The 16,553-nt window shown below is 70.9% G+C and carries 14 protein-coding genes and 1 pseudogene; 9 read left to right on the top strand and 6 right to left on the bottom strand.

What is annotated here, in order from left to right; genetic code table 11:
- Positions 1 to 62 precede the first annotated feature (62 nt).
- Together ACR5MH_RS08335 and ACR5MH_RS08330 are read left to right on the top strand one after the other, a co-directional pair.
- Complete coding sequence (locus tag ACR5MH_RS08335; RefSeq protein WP_431346818.1) at positions 63 to 1,487, top strand: purine-cytosine permease family protein; 1,425 nt, start codon at positions 63 to 65, stop codon at positions 1,485 to 1,487.
- On the top strand, positions 1,484 to 3,058 hold the full coding sequence (locus ACR5MH_RS08330) for a GMC family oxidoreductase (protein WP_431346817.1): 1,575 nt from the start codon (positions 1,484 to 1,486) through the stop codon (positions 3,056 to 3,058). The genes ACR5MH_RS08335 and ACR5MH_RS08330 overlap by 4 nt, the downstream gene beginning before the upstream one ends.
- A gap of 236 nt (positions 3,059 to 3,294) precedes the next feature.
- Here ACR5MH_RS08330 and ACR5MH_RS08325 read toward each other — a convergent pair whose 3' ends face one another.
- From ACR5MH_RS08325 to ACR5MH_RS08315, 3 genes are all read right to left on the bottom strand, one after another.
- Positions 3,295 to 4,803, bottom strand: a complete 1,509-nt coding sequence (locus tag ACR5MH_RS08325) for an APC family permease (RefSeq protein WP_431346816.1) — start codon at positions 4,801 to 4,803, stop codon at positions 3,295 to 3,297.
- 91 nt (positions 4,804 to 4,894) lie between these two features.
- The gene (locus ACR5MH_RS08320) at positions 4,895 to 5,746 is read right to left on the bottom strand and encodes an HpcH/HpaI aldolase/citrate lyase family protein (RefSeq protein ID WP_431346815.1); all 852 of its coding nucleotides are present in this window, start codon (positions 5,744 to 5,746) and stop codon (positions 4,895 to 4,897) included.
- A gap of 10 nt (positions 5,747 to 5,756) precedes the next feature.
- Complete coding sequence (locus tag ACR5MH_RS08315; protein WP_433862490.1) at positions 5,757 to 7,232, bottom strand: aldehyde dehydrogenase family protein; 1,476 nt, start codon at positions 7,230 to 7,232, stop codon at positions 5,757 to 5,759.
- A gap of 292 nt (positions 7,233 to 7,524) precedes the next feature.
- Here ACR5MH_RS08315 and ACR5MH_RS08310 point away from each other — a divergent pair, with 292 nt between their 5' ends.
- The 5 genes and pseudogenes from ACR5MH_RS08310 to ACR5MH_RS08290 all read left to right on the top strand — a co-directional run bounded on the left by ACR5MH_RS08310 (position 7,525) and on the right by ACR5MH_RS08290 (position 12,441).
- A complete protein-coding gene (locus ACR5MH_RS08310) occupies positions 7,525 to 8,802 on the top strand; it encodes a flavin-containing monooxygenase (protein ID WP_431346813.1) in 1,278 nt (425 codons plus the stop codon).
- Positions 8,802 to 9,233, top strand: coding sequence for a RidA family protein (locus ACR5MH_RS08305; protein ID WP_431346812.1), 432 nt, complete (start codon positions 8,802 to 8,804; stop codon positions 9,231 to 9,233). Before ACR5MH_RS08310 ends, ACR5MH_RS08305 begins: the two co-directional genes overlap by 1 nt.
- Entirely contained in the window at positions 9,230 to 9,901 is a 672-nt protein-coding gene (locus ACR5MH_RS08300; protein WP_431346811.1) for a DUF1028 domain-containing protein, read from the top strand. Before ACR5MH_RS08305 ends, ACR5MH_RS08300 begins: the two co-directional genes overlap by 4 nt.
- On the top strand, positions 9,894 to 11,051 hold the full coding sequence (locus ACR5MH_RS08295; protein ID WP_431346810.1) for a M20 family metallopeptidase: 1,158 nt from the start codon (positions 9,894 to 9,896) through the stop codon (positions 11,049 to 11,051). The genes ACR5MH_RS08300 and ACR5MH_RS08295 overlap by 8 nt, the downstream gene beginning before the upstream one ends.
- A pseudogene (locus tag ACR5MH_RS08290) lies at positions 11,048 to 12,441 on the top strand (aspartate ammonia-lyase). The gene ACR5MH_RS08295 and the pseudogene ACR5MH_RS08290 overlap by 4 nt, the downstream one beginning before the upstream one ends.
- A gap of 80 nt (positions 12,442 to 12,521) precedes the next feature.
- Here the strand turns inward: ACR5MH_RS08290 and ACR5MH_RS08285 are convergent.
- From ACR5MH_RS08285 to ACR5MH_RS08275, 3 genes are read right to left on the bottom strand one after another with little or no spacing between them, the layout of a single operon-like run.
- Positions 12,522 to 12,917 (bottom strand): PIN domain-containing protein, encoded by a 396-nt coding sequence (locus ACR5MH_RS08285; protein ID WP_431346809.1) that lies wholly within the window; start codon positions 12,915 to 12,917, stop codon positions 12,522 to 12,524.
- Positions 12,914 to 13,180, bottom strand: coding sequence for a type II toxin-antitoxin system Phd/YefM family antitoxin (locus tag ACR5MH_RS08280; protein ID WP_431346808.1), 267 nt, complete (start codon positions 13,178 to 13,180; stop codon positions 12,914 to 12,916). The genes ACR5MH_RS08285 and ACR5MH_RS08280 overlap by 4 nt, the downstream gene beginning before the upstream one ends.
- A gap of 43 nt (positions 13,181 to 13,223) precedes the next feature.
- On the bottom strand, positions 13,224 to 13,856 hold the full coding sequence (locus tag ACR5MH_RS08275) for a TetR/AcrR family transcriptional regulator (protein WP_431346807.1): 633 nt from the start codon (positions 13,854 to 13,856) through the stop codon (positions 13,224 to 13,226).
- 209 nt (positions 13,857 to 14,065) lie between these two features.
- Between ACR5MH_RS08275 and ACR5MH_RS08270 the strand changes: the two genes are divergently transcribed.
- Together ACR5MH_RS08270 and ACR5MH_RS08265 are read left to right on the top strand one after the other, a co-directional pair.
- Entirely contained in the window at positions 14,066 to 16,039 is a 1,974-nt protein-coding gene (locus tag ACR5MH_RS08270) for a primary-amine oxidase (RefSeq protein WP_431346806.1), read from the top strand.
- Positions 16,039 to 16,551: a hypothetical protein gene (locus ACR5MH_RS08265; RefSeq protein ID WP_431346805.1), complete on the top strand. Its 513-nt coding sequence runs from the start codon at positions 16,039 to 16,041 to the stop codon at positions 16,549 to 16,551. Before ACR5MH_RS08270 ends, ACR5MH_RS08265 begins: the two co-directional genes overlap by 1 nt.
- The last annotated feature ends 2 nt before the right edge of the window (positions 16,552 to 16,553 follow it).

The following is a 16,553-nucleotide window of genomic DNA, read 5'->3' as shown; positions in this document are numbered from 1 at the left end:
AACAGCAGAGGCTTCTATGCCAAGCGACGGACAATCCGAAGCACCAGGGCGAGGAGCACACCATGACCACAGAGGTCCGCAGCGACGCTCTCGGCGTCGAGACCCGCACCATCGACTACATCCCCGAGGATGAACGGCACGGGAAAGCCCGCAACCTGTTCACTATCTGGTTCGGCGGCAACATCATGATGCTGTCGATCGCCACCGGACTGCTCGCGACCGCCGTCTACGGCCTCCCGATCTGGGCGGCGATCGTCGCGCTCGTGGTCGGCAACCTGATCGGCGGCGTCGTGATGGCGCTGCACGCTGCGCAGGGCCCGCAGATGGGCGTGCCGCAGATGCTGCAGACACGGGCGCAGTTCGGGTCGTACGGCAGCCTCCTGGTCGTCGTGATCGTGGTCGGGATGTACGTGGCGTTCTTCGCCTCGAACGTGATCCTGGGAGGCCAGGCGCTCGACTCGCTGACTCACCTCGGCGCGTTCTGGTCCACCGTGATCGTCGGACTGATCAGCGTCTTCGGCGCGGTGTTCGGCTACCGGCTGCTGCACGTCTTCGGCACCGTGATGAGCGTCGTCGCCGGCCTGACCATCACGATCGTCTTCGTCTACATCTTCGCCGCCGGCACCCTCCCCGCGAGCGCCCTCAGCTACGGCTCGGTCACTGCCACCGGCATCATGGGAACGATCTCCGTCGCCGCGCTCTGGCAGATCGCCTACGCGCCGTACGTGTCGGACTACACCCGGTACATGCCGAAGGACACCGGCGTGCGCGCCGCGTTCTGGGCGACGTTCGCCGGCTGCGTCGCCGGCTCCGTCATCCCGATGGTGCTCGGCTCCATCGTCGGCGCGGCCTTCCCGAAGGACGACGTCGCCACCGGGCTGAGCGCCCTCATCCCCGGGATCGCCGGGCTCGCGATGCTCGTGTTCGGCGTCGGCATCAGCGTCAGCAACGGCATGAACCTGTACTGCGGCAGCCTCGCCATCATCACCATCGGGCAGACGCTGTTCCCGAAGTGGATCCCGCGGGCCGTCACGCGCGGAGCCATCGCGGTCATCCTCTTCCTGGTGGCTCTCGTGCTCGGCTTCGCCTTCTCGGCGAACTTCCTGGTCAACCTGTCGAACCTGATGATCCTGCTGCTGTGCGTGCTCATCCCTTGGACGGCCGTCAACCTCGTCGACTACTACGTGGTGAAGCACGGCAAGTACGACATCCCGTCGCTCTTCCGCCAGGACGGCGGCGTCTACGGCCGGGTCAACCGCAACGCGGTGATCTGCTACGTGCTGGGCGTCCTCATCCAGCTCCCCTTCATCAACACCGCGTTCTACACCGGCCCGATCGCCACCGCGCTCGGGGGCGTCGACATCTCGTGGATCGTCGGCCTGGCCGTGATCTGCCCGCTCTACTACGCCCTGATGAAGTGGGCGCCGTCGAAGCAGCCGGTGCTCGCCGCCGCCTCCCTCCCCACCACCGTCGCAGGAGCAGAATGACCCTCGATCCAGCAGCACAGGCCGCCGCCGAGTACGACTACGTCGTGGTCGGCGGCGGCACTGCGGGCGGCATCGTCGCCGCGCGCCTCTCCGAGAACCCGGACGTGACGGTGGCTCTCCTGGAGTGGGGCCCGAGCGACCGCGACGAGGGCCGTGCCCGCGAGCTGAGACGCTGGGAGGAGATGATCGAGAGCGAGTACGACCTCGACTACCGCAGCGTGCCGCAGGAGCGCGGCAACTCGTCCATCCGGCAGACGCGGATGCGCATCCTCGGCGGCTGCTCGACCGCGAACACGATGATCGCGTGGCGCCCGCTCGCCTCCGACCTGGCCGAATGGGTGGAGGCCGGGGCCGCCGGGTGGGACGCGGCGAGCTTCCAGCCCTACTTCGACCGGCTCGACGTCCCGGTGCACCCGGTCGCCCCGGCCGACCGGAACCCGTTCGTCGCCGACGTGGTCGCCTCCGCTGTGAGCGCCCTCGGCCTCCCGCTCCAGGAGCGCTGGAACGACGGCCGGACCGATACGCTCGCGCGCGGCGCAGGCTTCTTCGAGGTCGGCTACGAACCGGCGACGAACGTGCGCGGGTCGAGTTCGATCCACTACCTGCACGACGTGATGGATGCGCGTCCGTCGCTGGATGTGGTCACGGGTGCGCGGGCGGAGCGGGTCGTCGTCGCGGACGGCCGTGCCGTCGCGGTGCTGTTCCGCGACGCGTCCGGCGTGCTGCGCGAGGTGCGCGCGCGGCGGGAGATCGTGCTCGCCTGCGGCGCCATCGACACGCCGCGCCTGCTCCTGCTGTCCGGGATCGGCCCGGCGCAGGTGCTCGAGGCCGCCGGCGTCGACACGCTGCTCGACCTGCCCGGCGTGGGGGAGAACCTGCAGGACCACGCCGAAGGGCTCGTGGTCTGGGAGGCCGTGTCCGCTCCGCCCGCCGTCTCGGCCTCCGGCTGGGACGCCGGCGCAATGGTCGGTGTGGACGGCGACCCGCTCCGGCCGGATGTGCTGATGCACTTCCCGGTGGAGCCCGTGGTCGACCACCCGCGCGCCCGCGGAGTCGTCTTCCCGGAGACCATCGTCGCCATTGCGCCGAACGTCGCCAAGCCGCACAGCCGGGGCCGCGTCACCATCGCCTCCGCCGATCCGGACGAGGCGCCGGTGATCGACTACCGCTACTTCACGGACGCGTCCGGCCACGACGAGCGGATGCTGGTCGCCGGGGTGCGGCTGGCGCGTGAGATCGCCGCAGCCGAGCCGATGCGCAGCCACCTGGTCCGGGAGGTCTTCCCCGGCTCCGACGTCCAGACCGACGAGGAGCTGTCGGCCGCGCAGCGCGCCATCCACCAGACCGTCTACCACGTGTCCGGCACCTGCCGGATGGGCGCGGTCGACGACGACCTGGCCGTGGTCGACCCCGAGCTGCGCGTGCGCGGCATCGACGGGCTGCGGATCGCGGACGCGTCGGTGTTCCCGACGCTCACGTCGGTGAACCCGGTCATCACGGTGATGATGGTGGCGGAGCGCGCGGCGGAGCTGGTCGCGGCAACCCGGGCCCGGTCCACCAACCCGGCCTGACCCGACGCCCTCCGCCCCACCCTCCACCCACAACGGAGGAGATCCCGCCCCGACCCCCGCGGATCTCCTCCCTTCGCTGCTGCCCACCGGCGTGTCGGCCCGGATGTCCTCCGTTGTCCGCGCGCGTCGGCAACGGAGGACATCCGGTCGCGACACACCCCGAGACGCAGTGAACGGAGGAGACCCCGGCCGCCTGGGCCGGGGTCTCCTCCGTTGTTTGCGCGAGCCAGCGCGCCTCAGTCGCGCACCGGCTCCAGCAGCACCTCCGGCCCCGGGTCGACCCGGCGGTCGCGCGCCCGCTGCCAGAAGTAGCCGACGAGCGCCAGCACCGTGATGACGATCAGCGTCCCCACCGTGAACCCCTCGAACGTCGGCCGGTCGACGCCCCAGGTGTCGACGAAGTCGTACTTGACCCCGAGGACCGACTCGAGCGTGCCGGGGAAGACCGCGACCCAGGAGCCGAGGAGCACCCAGGCGTAGATGATGACGACGGCGATCCACAGCCCGGCACGGCCTCCCGGCACCCGGAACGGGCGCTCGACGTCCGGGTACTTCTTCCGCAGGCGCACGATCGACGGGAAGATCACCAGGTACGACAGCAGCAGCGTCGAGATCGCGACCGTCAGCACCACGGTGAACACGGCCGCGGTGCTGCCCTTGAGCAGCAGCGTCGCCGCGACGCAGAACACAGTGGCCACGATTCCGGACAGCAGGTTCATCCGCACCGGGGTGCCGAACCGCTTCGAGAAGACGCCGAAGTAGCGGAAGAACGCGCCGTCGGCGCCCGCGGCGGCCTGCACACGGTCGGACGCGATCATCCACGCGCTCGCCTGGGTCAGCACCACGAACACGAAGAGCAGCGCCGCGATGAACATCACTGGGCCGGTCGCGATGCCGTATACCGAGAAGACCTCCTTGAAGGCGTCCAGGAGGCCGCTGGCGCCCTGCACCTTGCTCGCGGGGAGGACGGCCAGGATGGCGAAGATCGGCACCAGGTAGCAGAGGATCGAGATGATGCCCGAGGAGGTGATCGCCCGCGGGACGTCGCGCTGCGGGTTGCGCATCTCCTCGGCCGCGCCGTTCGGAGCCTCGAAGCCGACGACCGCGAACAGGATGACCGGCGTCACGGCGAGGAACCCGCCGAGGGTCGGCGAGAACGCGCCGGCCGCGTAGCCGTGCACACCGTTCTTGACGGCGTAGACGGCCACGGTGACGACGAAGACCACGAGCAGCGCGATCTTGACGATCGCCCCGGCGGCGACGATGTGTTTGCCGTACTGGAGACCGATGATCGCCGTCCCGATCGCCAGCCAGATGAAGATCAGCTTGAACGCGATGTCCCCCGCGCTGCCCTCCGGGAGCGGAGCGATGTAGGCGCCCCAGGTCGCGGCGGAGATGAACACCAGCGAGCCGCCCATCCAGAGCGGGTTGGTGATCCAGTAGAACAGCGTCGCGATCGCCGCGGTGAGCTTGCCGAACGCCAGCCGCACCCAGACGAACGGGCCGCCCTCGTCGTGGAACGTGCTGCCGAGCTCGGAGATCACGAGCGCGTACGGGAAAAGGAAGGTGATGCCGATCACCGCGGTCCAGGTGAACGCCTCGGCGCCGCCTCCTGCCGCGATCTGGGCGATGGTGTCGATGGAGATGACCGCGCTGATCGACAGGAACACGATGTCGAGCCGGCCGAGCGTCTTCCGGAAATGCTGGGTGCGGATGTTCGAGGTCTGGAGCTTGGTGTCGGTCATCGGGGACTCCTTCGTCCTTGCATTCTCTTCGGGTGGGGCTGGGTGGGGGAAATCCGCGCCGAGCGGGGGACGCCCGGCCGGAGGGGAGGCGCTATCCGGCCGCGCTGAACGCGCGATCCAGGCGGAGGATCTTCTCGGCGCGGCCGAGCCGAGGGAGGTCGCTGCCGTCGCGGACGACGCGGCCGCCCTCCTCGAACTCTTCGAGGAAGCCGCAGGCCCAGGACACGTCCTCGGCGGACGGGGCCATGACCTCGTTGACGATCCCGACCTGCGTCTCGCGCAGGCAGAGCCGTCCGGTGAGGCCGAGCGCTGCGGCCGACTGCGACTGCTCGGTCACGACCGGCGCGCCGTCGACCACCGAGGGTCCATCGATCGGGCCGGGGAGGCCGCCGACCCGGCTGGCGACCACGAGCCGCGAGCGCGGGTAGGCCAGCGCGACCTCCTTGTTGGCGACGCCGGTGTCGCGGCGGTAGTCGCCGCTGCCGAATGCGAGCCGGAAGGCGCCGCGCGCGCGGGCGATCAGCGCCGCGTTCTCGATGCCGAGGGCCGACTCGACCAGGGCGACGACCGGGGTGGCTCCGCCCAACCGCTCGGCGGTCTCGCTGACCTGGGCGGCCTCCTCGGTCTTCGCGAGGACGACGCCGAGCAGGCCGGGGAGGCCGCGCAGCCGGTCCACGTCGCCGGCCCAGAACGCCGAGGTGCGGTCGTTCACGCGCACCCACGCCTCGCCGCCGGCCGACAGGAAGCGCGCGACGCGCTCCCGTTCGACCTCCTTGCGGGACACGTCGATCGCATCCTCCAGGTCGATGACGACGGCATCCGCCTGCGATCCGGCGACCGCGACGGCGTCGAGCCGGGAGGCCGGGATCAGCAGCCAGGAGCGCGCGACCTCCGCAGGCACGCGGGCGTCGGTGCGGTGCCGGACGTCGAGCTGCGTCGTCATCTCCGGCCGCCTACGCGTGCTGGAACCACGTGGTCTTGAGGCCCACGTAGTTGTCGATGGCGTGCCGGGAGAGGTCGCGCCCGAAGCCGGACTGCTTGAAGCCGCCGAACGGGGTCGTGGAACCGAGCGCGTCCACGGTGTTCACGGAGACGGTGCCGGCGACCAGTCGCTCGGACACCCGATGGGCGCGCGACAGGCTGGAGGTCCACAGCGATGCGGCGAGGCCGTAGTCGGTGGCGTTCGCGGCGCGCACAGCGTCGTCCTCGTGGTCGAACGCCTGGACCACGACCAGTGGGCCGAACACCTCGTCGCGGTGCAGCGCGTGCGACAGCGGGAGGCCGGCGACGATCGCGGGGTCGATGAACGCGGTCGAGCCCTGCCGCCGGACGCGCTCGCCGCCGATCAACTCGCCGTCGCGGGCCGCGGCCTCGATTGCAGCGGCGACGCCGTCGGCGTGCGACTCGGACACGAGTGCGCCGTTGCCGCTGCCCGGGTCGAGCGGGTCGCCCGACCGGTACGCCTCCGCGGCCGTCGTGAGCAGCCCGAGGAACTCGTCGTAGACGGGGCGCTCGACGAAGATGCGCGAGTTGGCCGAGCAGACCTCGCCCTGGTTGTAGAACGCCCCGAAGGCGGCCTTCTCGGCGGCCGGCGCGAGGTCTTCGACGTCGGCGAAGATCAGGTTCGAGCTCTTGCCGCCGGCCTCCAGGCTGAGCCGCTTCATGTTCGACTCGCCCGCGTAGGTCAGCAGCTTCTTGGCGACTGCGGTCGAGCCGGTGAAGGTGAGCGCGTCCACGTCCGGGTGCAGCCCGAGTGCGCGGCCGATCACCGAGCCGGGGCCGGGCACGACGTTGAGGACGCCGGCGGGGATGCCGGCCTCCAGCGCCAGCTCCCCGAGCCGGAGCGCGGTCAGGCTGGTGGTCTCTGCGGGCTTCAGGACGACGCTGTTGCCGGCGACCAGGGCGGGCGCGAGCTTCCAGGCGGCGATGTCGAGCGGATAGTTCCACGGGACGATCGCCGCGACGACGCCGAGGGCGACCCGGTTGACGATGGCGGTGGAGCCCGGGGGAGTGGAGGGGACCTCGTCGGTGAGCTTGTCGGCCAGTTCGCCGTACCACCGGAAGGTCGCCGCGGTCCCGGGGACGTCGACGGCGCTGGTCTGCGAGAGCGGCTTGCCCATGTCGAGGGACTCGAGGAGGGCGAGCTCCTCGGCGTGATGCTCGATGAGGTCGGCGAGGCGGCGCAGGACGGCGCCGCGGTCGGCGGCGTCGCGGCGGCTCCAGGCGCCGGACTCGAAGGCGGCGCGTGCCGCGGCGACGGCGCGGTCGACGTCGGAGGCGCCGCCTTTGGCGACCTCCGCCAGCGCCTCGCCGGTCGCCGGGTTGATCGTGACGAACGTCTCGCCCGACGCGGAGGCGACGCGTTCGCCGCCGATGACGGCGCGGCCGTCGATGCGGGTCGCGAGGGGGGTCGTGGTCTCGAGCGTCATGCGGGGCTCTCCTCCGTTCGCCGCAACCGGGAACCTCCCGCTGCGGTAATCGCAGAGTACGCACCAGGTGTGCATCGAAACGAGCGTTGAAAAGCGTTGCACTGCATCACTTGAAGTGATTCAGTCGGAGCCGCCGGCGGCGGCAGCGCATCACAGCAGGATGGTTCGCGCGCGTGGGACGCACGTGAAGCATCACTTCTACTGATCCAGTAGGGCGATTCTCATTGTTTTACAGATTCGCTCTGGGCTGCTGACAATGGCCAGACCACCTCGGACGAGCGAAGGAGATCACATGTCGAGCCAGGAAATCGAGGTCCTCGTCGTCGGCGCGGGACAGGCCGGTGTGGCGATGAGCGCCCACCTGACCGAGCGCGGCATCCCGCATCTCGTGCTGGAGCGCGGCCGCATCGCCGAACGCTGGCGCTCGGGCCGCTGGGACTCGCTCGTCGCCAACGGCCCGGCCTGGCACGACCGCTTCCCCGGCCTGGAGTTCGACGACGTCGACCCGGACGGCTTCGCCCCCAAGGAGCGAGTCGCCGACTACTTCGTGGCGTACGCCGCTATGACGAACGCTCCCATCCGCAGCGGCGTGGAGGTCCTGTCGGTCCGCCGCAACGTCGGCGCCCCCGGCTTCCGGGTCGAGACCACCGACGGCAGCTACACGGCCCGCCACGTCGTCGCCGCGACGGGCCCGTTCCAGAAGCCCGTCATCCCGACCGTCATCCCGGCCGCGGCGGGGATCGAGCAACTGCACTCGAGCGACTATCGCAACCCGGACCAGCTCCCCGCCGGCGGCGTGCTCGTGGTCGGCGCCGGCTCCTCCGGCGTGCAGATCGCCGACGAGCTGCGCCGCGCCGGACGCCAGGTGCACCTCTCGGTCGGCCCGCACGACCGGCCGCCGCGCCGCTACCGGGGGCGCGACAACGTGTGGTGGCTGGGCGTCCTCGGCAAGTGGGAGGCCTCCGCCCCCGCCGCCGGCGCCGAGCACGTGACCATCGCGGTCAGCGGCGCGCGCGGCGGCCGCACCGTCGACTTCCGGGAGCTGGCGGAGAGCGGCATCACGCTCGTCGGCCGCACGCAGGCCTACTCCGACGGCGTCATCACATTCGGCAGCGACCTCGCCGCCAACATCCACGCCGGCGACGCCAACTACCTGTCGGTGCTCGACGAGGCCGACGCCTACATCGAACGCAACGGCCTCGACCTCCCCGAGGAGCCGGAGGCGCGCGTCCTCGGCCCCGACCCCGCGTGCGTCACCGACCCGGTCACCGAACTCGACCTCGCTGCGGCCGGCATCACCTCCATCGTCTGGGCGACCGGCTTCGGCGTCGACTACGGCTGGCTGCAGGTGGACGCGCTGGATGCTGCGGGCCGGCCGGTGCACCAGCGCGGCGTCTCCGCCGAGCGCGGCGTGTACTTCCTGGGCCTGCCGTGGCAGTCGCGCCGCGGCTCCAGCTTCATCTGGGGCGTCTGGCACGACGCCGGCTACATCGCCGACCAGATCCAGATCCAGCGCACCTACCAGTCGTACGAGAACGCCGCGGTCGCGGCGGAAGGAGCAGCCGTCTGATGCCGACCCACACCCGGATCCGCCCGTTCAACACCAAGGACACCTACCCCGAGCAGAACCTCGACAACGACCTCTGCCAGGCCGTCGTGGCGGGCGGCGTCGTCTACCTGCGCGGCCAGATCGGCCAAGACCTCGACACCCGCGAATCGGTCGGCGTCGGCGACGTGGAGGCCCAGGCCGAGAAGGCCATGGCGAACATCGCGATGCTGCTGGAGGAGGCAGGATCGAGCCTCGAGGACATCGTCAAGGTCGTCATCTACATCATCGACCCGCGGTACCGGGAGGCCGTGTACCGGGTGGTCGGGCGCTGGCTGAAGGGCGTGTTCCCGGTGTCGACCGGCATCGTCGTCTCGGCGCTGGCCCGGCCGGAATGGTTGGTGGAGATCGACGCCACGGCGGTGCTGAGCTCTTCTGCGGGAGGTGCCAAGTGACGTTCTCCATCCTCGCCGTCGACGGCACCGGGGCGATCGGCTCGGCCATCTGCTCCTCCTCGCCCGCTGTCGCAGCGCGCTGCGTGAACCTCGCCGACGGCGTCGGCGGCGCGCACTCCCAGAACATCACCGACCCCCGGCTCGGCCCGCAGCTCATCGACGGGCTGCGCGACGGCCGGCCGGTGGAGGAGGTGCTGGCGTGGGTCGTGGCCTCCACGCCCGACATCGACTACCGGCAGCTGCTCGTGATCGACCGCGACGGCCGCTCCGCGATCCACTCGGGCTCGCACGTGCTCGGCCACCACGGCCAGGCGCACTCCGCTCACGCGGTCGCGGCGGGCAACATGCTGGCTCGGCCCGACATCCCACAGCTCATGGTGGACGCGTTCGAGGCGGCGACCGGCGAGCTGGAGGTGCGGCTGCTGGCCGCGTTGCAGGCCGCCGTCGCCGCGGGCGGCGAGGAGGGGCCGGTGCGTTCGGCCGGCGTCGCGGTCGTGCGCGACGCCGGCTGGCGCGTCACCGACCTCCGCGTCGACTGGGCGGACGACCCCGTCGAGCTGCTGGGCGAGATCCTCGTGGAGACGTGGCTCCCGCAGCGGGACGCGTACGTGACGCGCGGGCTGATGCCGGCCGGGGCGCCGAGCTACGGGGTGCCGGGGGATGAGTGAGGGCGCCGGTACCGCCGTGCTCGCGGATGCGCCGCTGAAGGAGCGCGTCCGCGCGCTCGTGGACGCCGGCCTCCCGCAGCTCGTCGCCCTCTCGGAGGCGCTGCACGCCGACCCGGAGACCGCCTGGAACGAGCACCGCGCAGCCGCCCGGTTGCAGGAAGCGCTGGCCTCCCGCGGCTTCGTCGTGACGCCCGCCTACCTGGGACTGGAGACCGCCTTCCTCGCGACCGCCGGCTCGGGCCCCGTGCGGATCGGCGTCTGCGCCGAGTACGACGCGCTGCCCGGCCTCGGCCACGCGTGCGGCCACAATCTGATCGCCGCGATTGCCGTCGGTGTCGCGAGCGCTCTGGCTGCTCTGGCCGATGAGCTCGGGATCACCGTGGAGGTCTACGGCACCCCGGCCGAGGAGGGCGGCGGCGGGAAGATCGAGTTGCTCGACCGTGGCGCGTTCTCCGGCCTGGACCTCGCCGTCATGGCGCATCCCGGTCCGGTGGATGTCGCGGAGGCGCGCCCGTTCGCCGTCGCGCACTCGCACGTCCGCTACGACGGCAAGGCCGCGCACGCCGGCGCCTACCCGGAGGAGGGCGTGAACGCCAACGACGCCTTCGTGGTCGCGCAGGTCGCGATCGGCCTGCTGCGCCAGCAGCTTCCGCATTCGGCGCGCGTGCACGGAATCCAGACCGTCGGCGGCCAGGCGCCCAACGCCATCCCGGACCGCACGGAGGGCCGCTGGTACGTGCGCGCCGAGAGCCTGGCCGAGCTGGAACGCGTCGAGGAGAAGGTGAACCGCTGCTTCGAGGCGGGCGCGCTCGCCTCCGGGACGACGCTCACCGTCACGCCGGAGAGCAAGCCGTACTCGGAGTTCCGCAACGACGAGCGGGCGCTCGGGTACTACCGGGCGAACGCGGTGGCGCTCGGTCGGGTGTTCGACGGCTCGTCCACCGCGGGCCGGATGAACCGCGCCTCCACCGACATGGGCAACGTGTCGCAGGTCGTCCCGGCCATCCACCCGTACATCGGCGTCGGCAGCCTCCCGGCGACCAACCATCAGCCCGAGTTCGCCGCCGCGTGCGTCGGACCGCTGGCCGAGAAGGCGCTGCGGGATGCCGCCGTCGCCCTCGCACAGACCGTCGTGGATGTCGTCTCGTGACCGGGATCCGCACCGAGCACGACTCGCTCGGGTCCGTCGAGGTGCCGGCCGACGCCTACTGGGGCGCGCACACGCAGCGCGCCGTCGAGAACTTCCCGATCTCCGGGCGGGGGATCGGCACGTATCCCGAGCTCGTGACCGCCCTGGCGCTCGTCAAGCAGGCGGCCGCACGGGCGAACGCGGAGATCGGGGTGCTGGAGTCGTCGGTCGCGGACGTGATCGACGCCGCCTGTCAGGACATCGTGGAGGGCGCCTTCCACGACCAGTTCGTCGTCGACCTGATCCAGGGCGGCGCCGGCACCTCCAGCAACATGAACGCCAACGAGGTCATCGCCAACCGCGCGCTCGAACGCCTCGGGCATCCACGCGGGAGGTACGACGTCGTCCACCCGTTGGAGCACGTCAACCGCAGCCAGAGCACGAACGACGTGTACCCGACCGCGGTGAAGATCGCGCTCACCATCGGGCTGCGGCGGCTGATCGCCGAGCACGCGCGGCTGGCGGGCGCGTTCCGTTCCAAGGGGTGGAGTTCCGCGACCACGTCAAGATCGGGCGCACGCAGCTGCAGGACGCGGTGCCGATGACGCTCGGCCAGGAGTTCACGGCGTTCGCGGTGACGATGGACGAGGACAACCTGCGCCTGACCGAGACCATCCCGCTGCTCGCCGAGATCAACCTCGGCGCGACCGCGATCGGCACCGGCATCACCGCCTCGCCCGGTTACGCCGCCGCGGTGGTGCGGCACCTGGCCGGACTGACCGACCTGCCGTTGGTGACGGCCGGCGACCTCATCGAGGCGACCTCCGACACCGGCGTCTTCATGCTCGTCTCGGCCGCCCTGAAACGCGCAGCGATCAAGCTGTCCAAGATCTCCTCCGACCTGAGACTGCTGTCGAGCGGCCCGCAGTTCGGCTTCGGCGAGCTGCACCTGCCGCCGCGGCAGGCCGGGTCGTCGATCATGCCGGGCAAGGTCAACCCGGTGATCCCGGAGGTCGTCAACCAGGTGGCGTTCGCGATCGCCGGCGCAGACGTCTCGATCACGATGGCGGCCGACAACGGCCAACTCCAGCTCAACGCGTTCGAGCCCGTGATCGCGAACGCGCTGCTGCAGGGACTCACCTGGCTGACCAACGCGTGCCGCACGCTGCGGGTGAACTGCGTCGACGGCATCCAGGCCGACGCCGAGCTGCTGCGGACACGGGTCGCCTCGTCGGTCGGGCTCGTGACCGCGTTGACGCCGCGGATCGGCTACGCGACCGCCGCGCAGATCGCGCACGAAGCGCTGGAGACCGGGGGAGACGTGCGCACCGCGATCGTCGGCCGCGGCCTGCTGACCGCCGCAGAGTACGACGCGATCACGGACCCCCGCACCCTCACCGGCGCGCGTTGAGCCCGCCTCCATCCGCTCCGGAGTTGTGCACGCCTGCGCACGGATCGTTGCGTGCACAACTCCGGAACGGATGGCGTGGATCAGACGGCGGGGATCACCCGCACGACGCGTTCGAGGCCGGCGAAGTCGGCGACGTTGTGGGTGACGATCGCGGCGGCGTTCGCCCGGGCGACCGCTGCGATCATCAGATCGGCGATCCGGCCGCGCGGTGACCTCCCGGACGCGTGCACGGCCTCGACGATCCGTCCGTAGTACATCGCAGCGACATCGTCGAAGGGGACGCCCCGGCCGAACGCCTGCCGGATCTCGAGAACCTGGAGCTTGCGATCGGCCAGCGCCGCCGCATCCAGGCCGGGTGCGACGAGCCCCTGCTCGAGCTCGGCGTAGCTGATGGAGCAGATCGACACTTCGGTGATCTCCTCCGGCAGGACATACCCGCCGGTGATGACGACGTTGGTGTCCAGCAGCGCTCTCACTGCCAGGGATCCCGCAGGTCCTGCTCGGACCGCTGCGCCTGCAATTCGCCCGCCCAGTCCTCGTCGCCGCTCGTCGCCAGAAGCTGGGCCACCCGCTCGACCGGTACCCAGGCCGAATCCACGTGCGGCACGACGTCTGCGATGGCCCGACCGTGGCTGGTCACCACATAGCGCTCGCCGCTCTGAACATCGGCGAGCATCTTCGTCGGGTTCTGCCGAAGCTGCCCGACGGTGATGCTGCGGTCATCGAGCGTCGAAATCATCTCCCAACCCTACCTTCCCCGTAGACAATTGTCTACACTGACGTCAGCTCGCCCAGGCGCGGAGGGTTGTGGCGGCGGCGGAGGGCATGTCGCTCAGCCACGGCGCGACGGCGGTCGCGAACGTGCGGCGGATCTGAGTGGTGTCGTCCTCGGCGGACTCCGCCGCCCAGATCACCTGCTCGCCGGCGTAGACCGAGTCGAGCAGGCGCACCAGCGGCTCGATGGGTGTGGCCGCCGCGAGCTCGCCGTCGGTGACCGCGTCCGTGAGCGCCGTGCGAGTCAGTTCAGTGAACTCGCGCGGGCGGCCGAACGCCGACCGCGGGTCGGAGCCTGCGTGCACCTGTCCCCAGAACGCCACCACCACCCGCGCCTCCTCGCGGGTCACCGCGGACGTCGGCAGGATCTCCTCCGCGATCGCGAGCAGCGCCGCCAGCCCGCGCGCGTCGCTCGTGCGCGCGGCGATCCGCTCCAGTGTGCGCTCGACTCCCCGCTGGGCCGCTGCCTCCGCGATCTGCTCCACCGAGTCGAAGTAGTGCCAGAGCGTGCCGGGAACCACGCCGAGGTCGGCCGCGACCGAGCGCCCGTGCGTCCCCGCCACGCCGGAGCGAGCGAGGACGCGCAGGTAGGCATCCACGATGTCGCGGCGACGCTGGTCGTGATCGACGATCTTCGGCACGCCCCCATCTTGCACGACCGGATGTCGACAACGGAGGAGGTCCGCCTCTGGAGCCTCGAAATCGCAGCGAGCGGAGGAGATGTGGCTGCCGGGAGGCCGGGTATCCTCCGTTGTCGCCCCCGGTGCCCGTAGCCCCGGCCTCTTCCCACAGCAGGTTTTTGACGCTAAAGTCAATAATAATCGGGATCCACCGACGAAGGAGTTCTGGAATGTCCCTGACGATCGCCACCGCGACCTCCCACCCGCTCGCCGCACTCACCGCAGCCGAGATCGCCCGCGCCCGCGACGTGTTCGCCGCCGCCGGCCTCGTGACCGAGCACACCCGCTTCACCTACGTGATGCTGCGCGAGCCGCACAAGCGCGATGTCCTCGACGCCGGCCGCGCCGCCGCGCTGCACCGTGAGGTGGAGGCGCTGCTGCTCGACTTCTCCACCGGCGCCGTCACGCAGGCGGTCGCCGACATCACCACCGGAGCCGTCGTCCACACCCGCGAGCTCGATCGCCTGACCGAGGGCACCGCGCCCGTGCTGGACGAGGAGTTCGGCCTCGTGGACGAGATCGTGAAGGCCGACGCCGGCTGGGTCGCCGCGCTCGCCAAGCGCGGCATCCACGACATCTCCCAGGTCCGCACCTGCCCGCTCACCGCCGGCCACTTCGACTACGACGACGAGGAGGGCCGCCGGATGTTCCGCGTTCTCGCCTTCCTCCAGCAGAGCGAGTCCGACCTCCCCTGGGCGCACCCGATCGACGGCATCGTCGCCCACGTCGACACCCTCTCGCGCTCGGTCATCCGCCTGGTCGAGACCCCCATCGACACCGTGCCCCTGGAGTCCGGCGACTACCTCGACCCGGAGATCACCGGGCCGCTGCGCACCTCGCTGAAGCCCATCGAGATCACCCAGCCGGAGGGCGTCGGCTTCGAGTACCGCGACGGTGTGCTGAGCTGGGAGAACTGGGACCTCCGCGTCGGCTTCAACGGCCGCGAGGGCCTCACCCTCCACGACGTCGCGTTCACCTACCAGCAGGAGCGCCGCCCGATCCTGTACCGGGCCTCCATCTCGGAGATGGTCGTCAACTACGCCGACCCCACGCCCATCCACGGCTGGCAGAACTACTACGACGCCGGCGAGTACCAGTTCGGCCGCCTCGCGAACTCCCTGGAGCTCGGCTGCGACTGCCTCGGCGAGATCCTGTACCTGGACGCCGTGGTCGCCGACGACTTCTGCAACCCGCGGGTGATCACGAACGCGATCTGCATCCACGAGGAGGACTACGGCATCCTCTGGAAGCACACCGACGAGTTCACCCACACGTCTGAGGCCCGCCGCCAGCGCCGCCTCGTCGTCTCCTTCTTCACAACCGTCGGCAACTACGACTACGGCTTCTACTTCTACTTCTACCTGGACGGCACGTTCGAGGTGGAGGCCAAGGCGACGGGCATCGTCTTCACCGGCGCCCACGACGGCGGCGACGACCCGTACTCCACCCCGCTCGCGCCCGGACTCGGCGCGCCCGTGCACCAGCACATGTTCTGCGCGCGGCTCGACATGACAGTGGACGGGGTCGCGAACGCGGTGGACGAGATCGACGTCGCGCGCGTGCCGGTATCGGAGAGCAACCCATGGGGGAGTGCGATCGGCCGGACCACCACCCGCCTGTCGTCGGAGGCTTCCGCTGTTCGGGATGCGGACGGTTCGGTGGGGCGCGTCTGGTCGATCAGCAGCGCCTCCCGCCGCAACCGCGTCGGCCGCCCGACGAGCTACGTGCTGCACCCGTCGTCGGAGCCCGCGCTGTTCTCGGCGGACGAGGCGCACCAGCGTCGCCGCGCCGGCTTCGCCGCGCACCACCTGTGGGTGACGCAGTACGAGCCGTCCGAGCTGTGGGCGGCCGGGTACGCGGTGAACCTGCACCCGGGCGGCGCCGGCCTCCCGGCGTACGTCGCCCAGGACCGCCCTCTGGACGGCGAGGACATCGTCGTCTGGCACACGTTCGGGCTGACCCATTTCCCGCGGCTGGAGGACTGGCCGATCATGCCGGTGGACTACGCCGGGTTCACGCTGAAGCCGTACGGGTTCTTCGACCGGAACCCGACGCTGGACGTGCCGCGGTCGGCGACCGGGTCGTGCCACACCGCGTCTTCTGCCGCTGTCTCCTGCGGTGCCGATTGCACTTGCGGGCACTGATGCTCCTCGACCTGGGAGCGTTCGGGGCCTCCACGGTCTCCGCGTGCTGCCTGCTCGGCACGGCGCGCCCGGCGCGGGTGTGGGTGTCGGCCGGGCTGATGGTGCTGGCGATGGCCGGATGCGTGCTCGGGTCATCCGTGCCCGGCGTCGGTCTGGCCTCCATCGTGCTGGCACTGGCCTCGGCGGGGTTCGCGTTGCAGCGGCGGTCGCGGAGGGTGCCGCCGATGAGCCTGCACCGGGCGCTCGGCGGAGTGACGATGGCGGCGCTGGTGGCGATGTCGCCGGGGATGGCTCGGGGCAGTGGCGCGCCCGTTCCGGCGCACGCGCACGGGGTGTCGCTCGGCGCGATCGTGGTCGCGTTCGTCGCGGGGTATCTCGCGTACAGCACATGGCTGCTCGTCACGATGGCGCGGGCTCGCGGGCTGGAGCGTCGTCGCGGTGGACGCGGCCTCCTGGAGCTCGGCGAGGTCACCGGGATGGCGGTCGGCGTCCTGCTGATGTCGGTGATGTAGGC

It is taken from the genome of Streptomyces sp. L7 (genome assembly GCF_050990935.1).
Taxonomy (GTDB): domain Bacteria; phylum Actinomycetota; class Actinomycetes; order Actinomycetales; family Microbacteriaceae; genus Leifsonia.
Note: the sequence above shows the minus strand (reverse complement) of the source record. Positions and strands in the feature narration are given on the sequence as shown.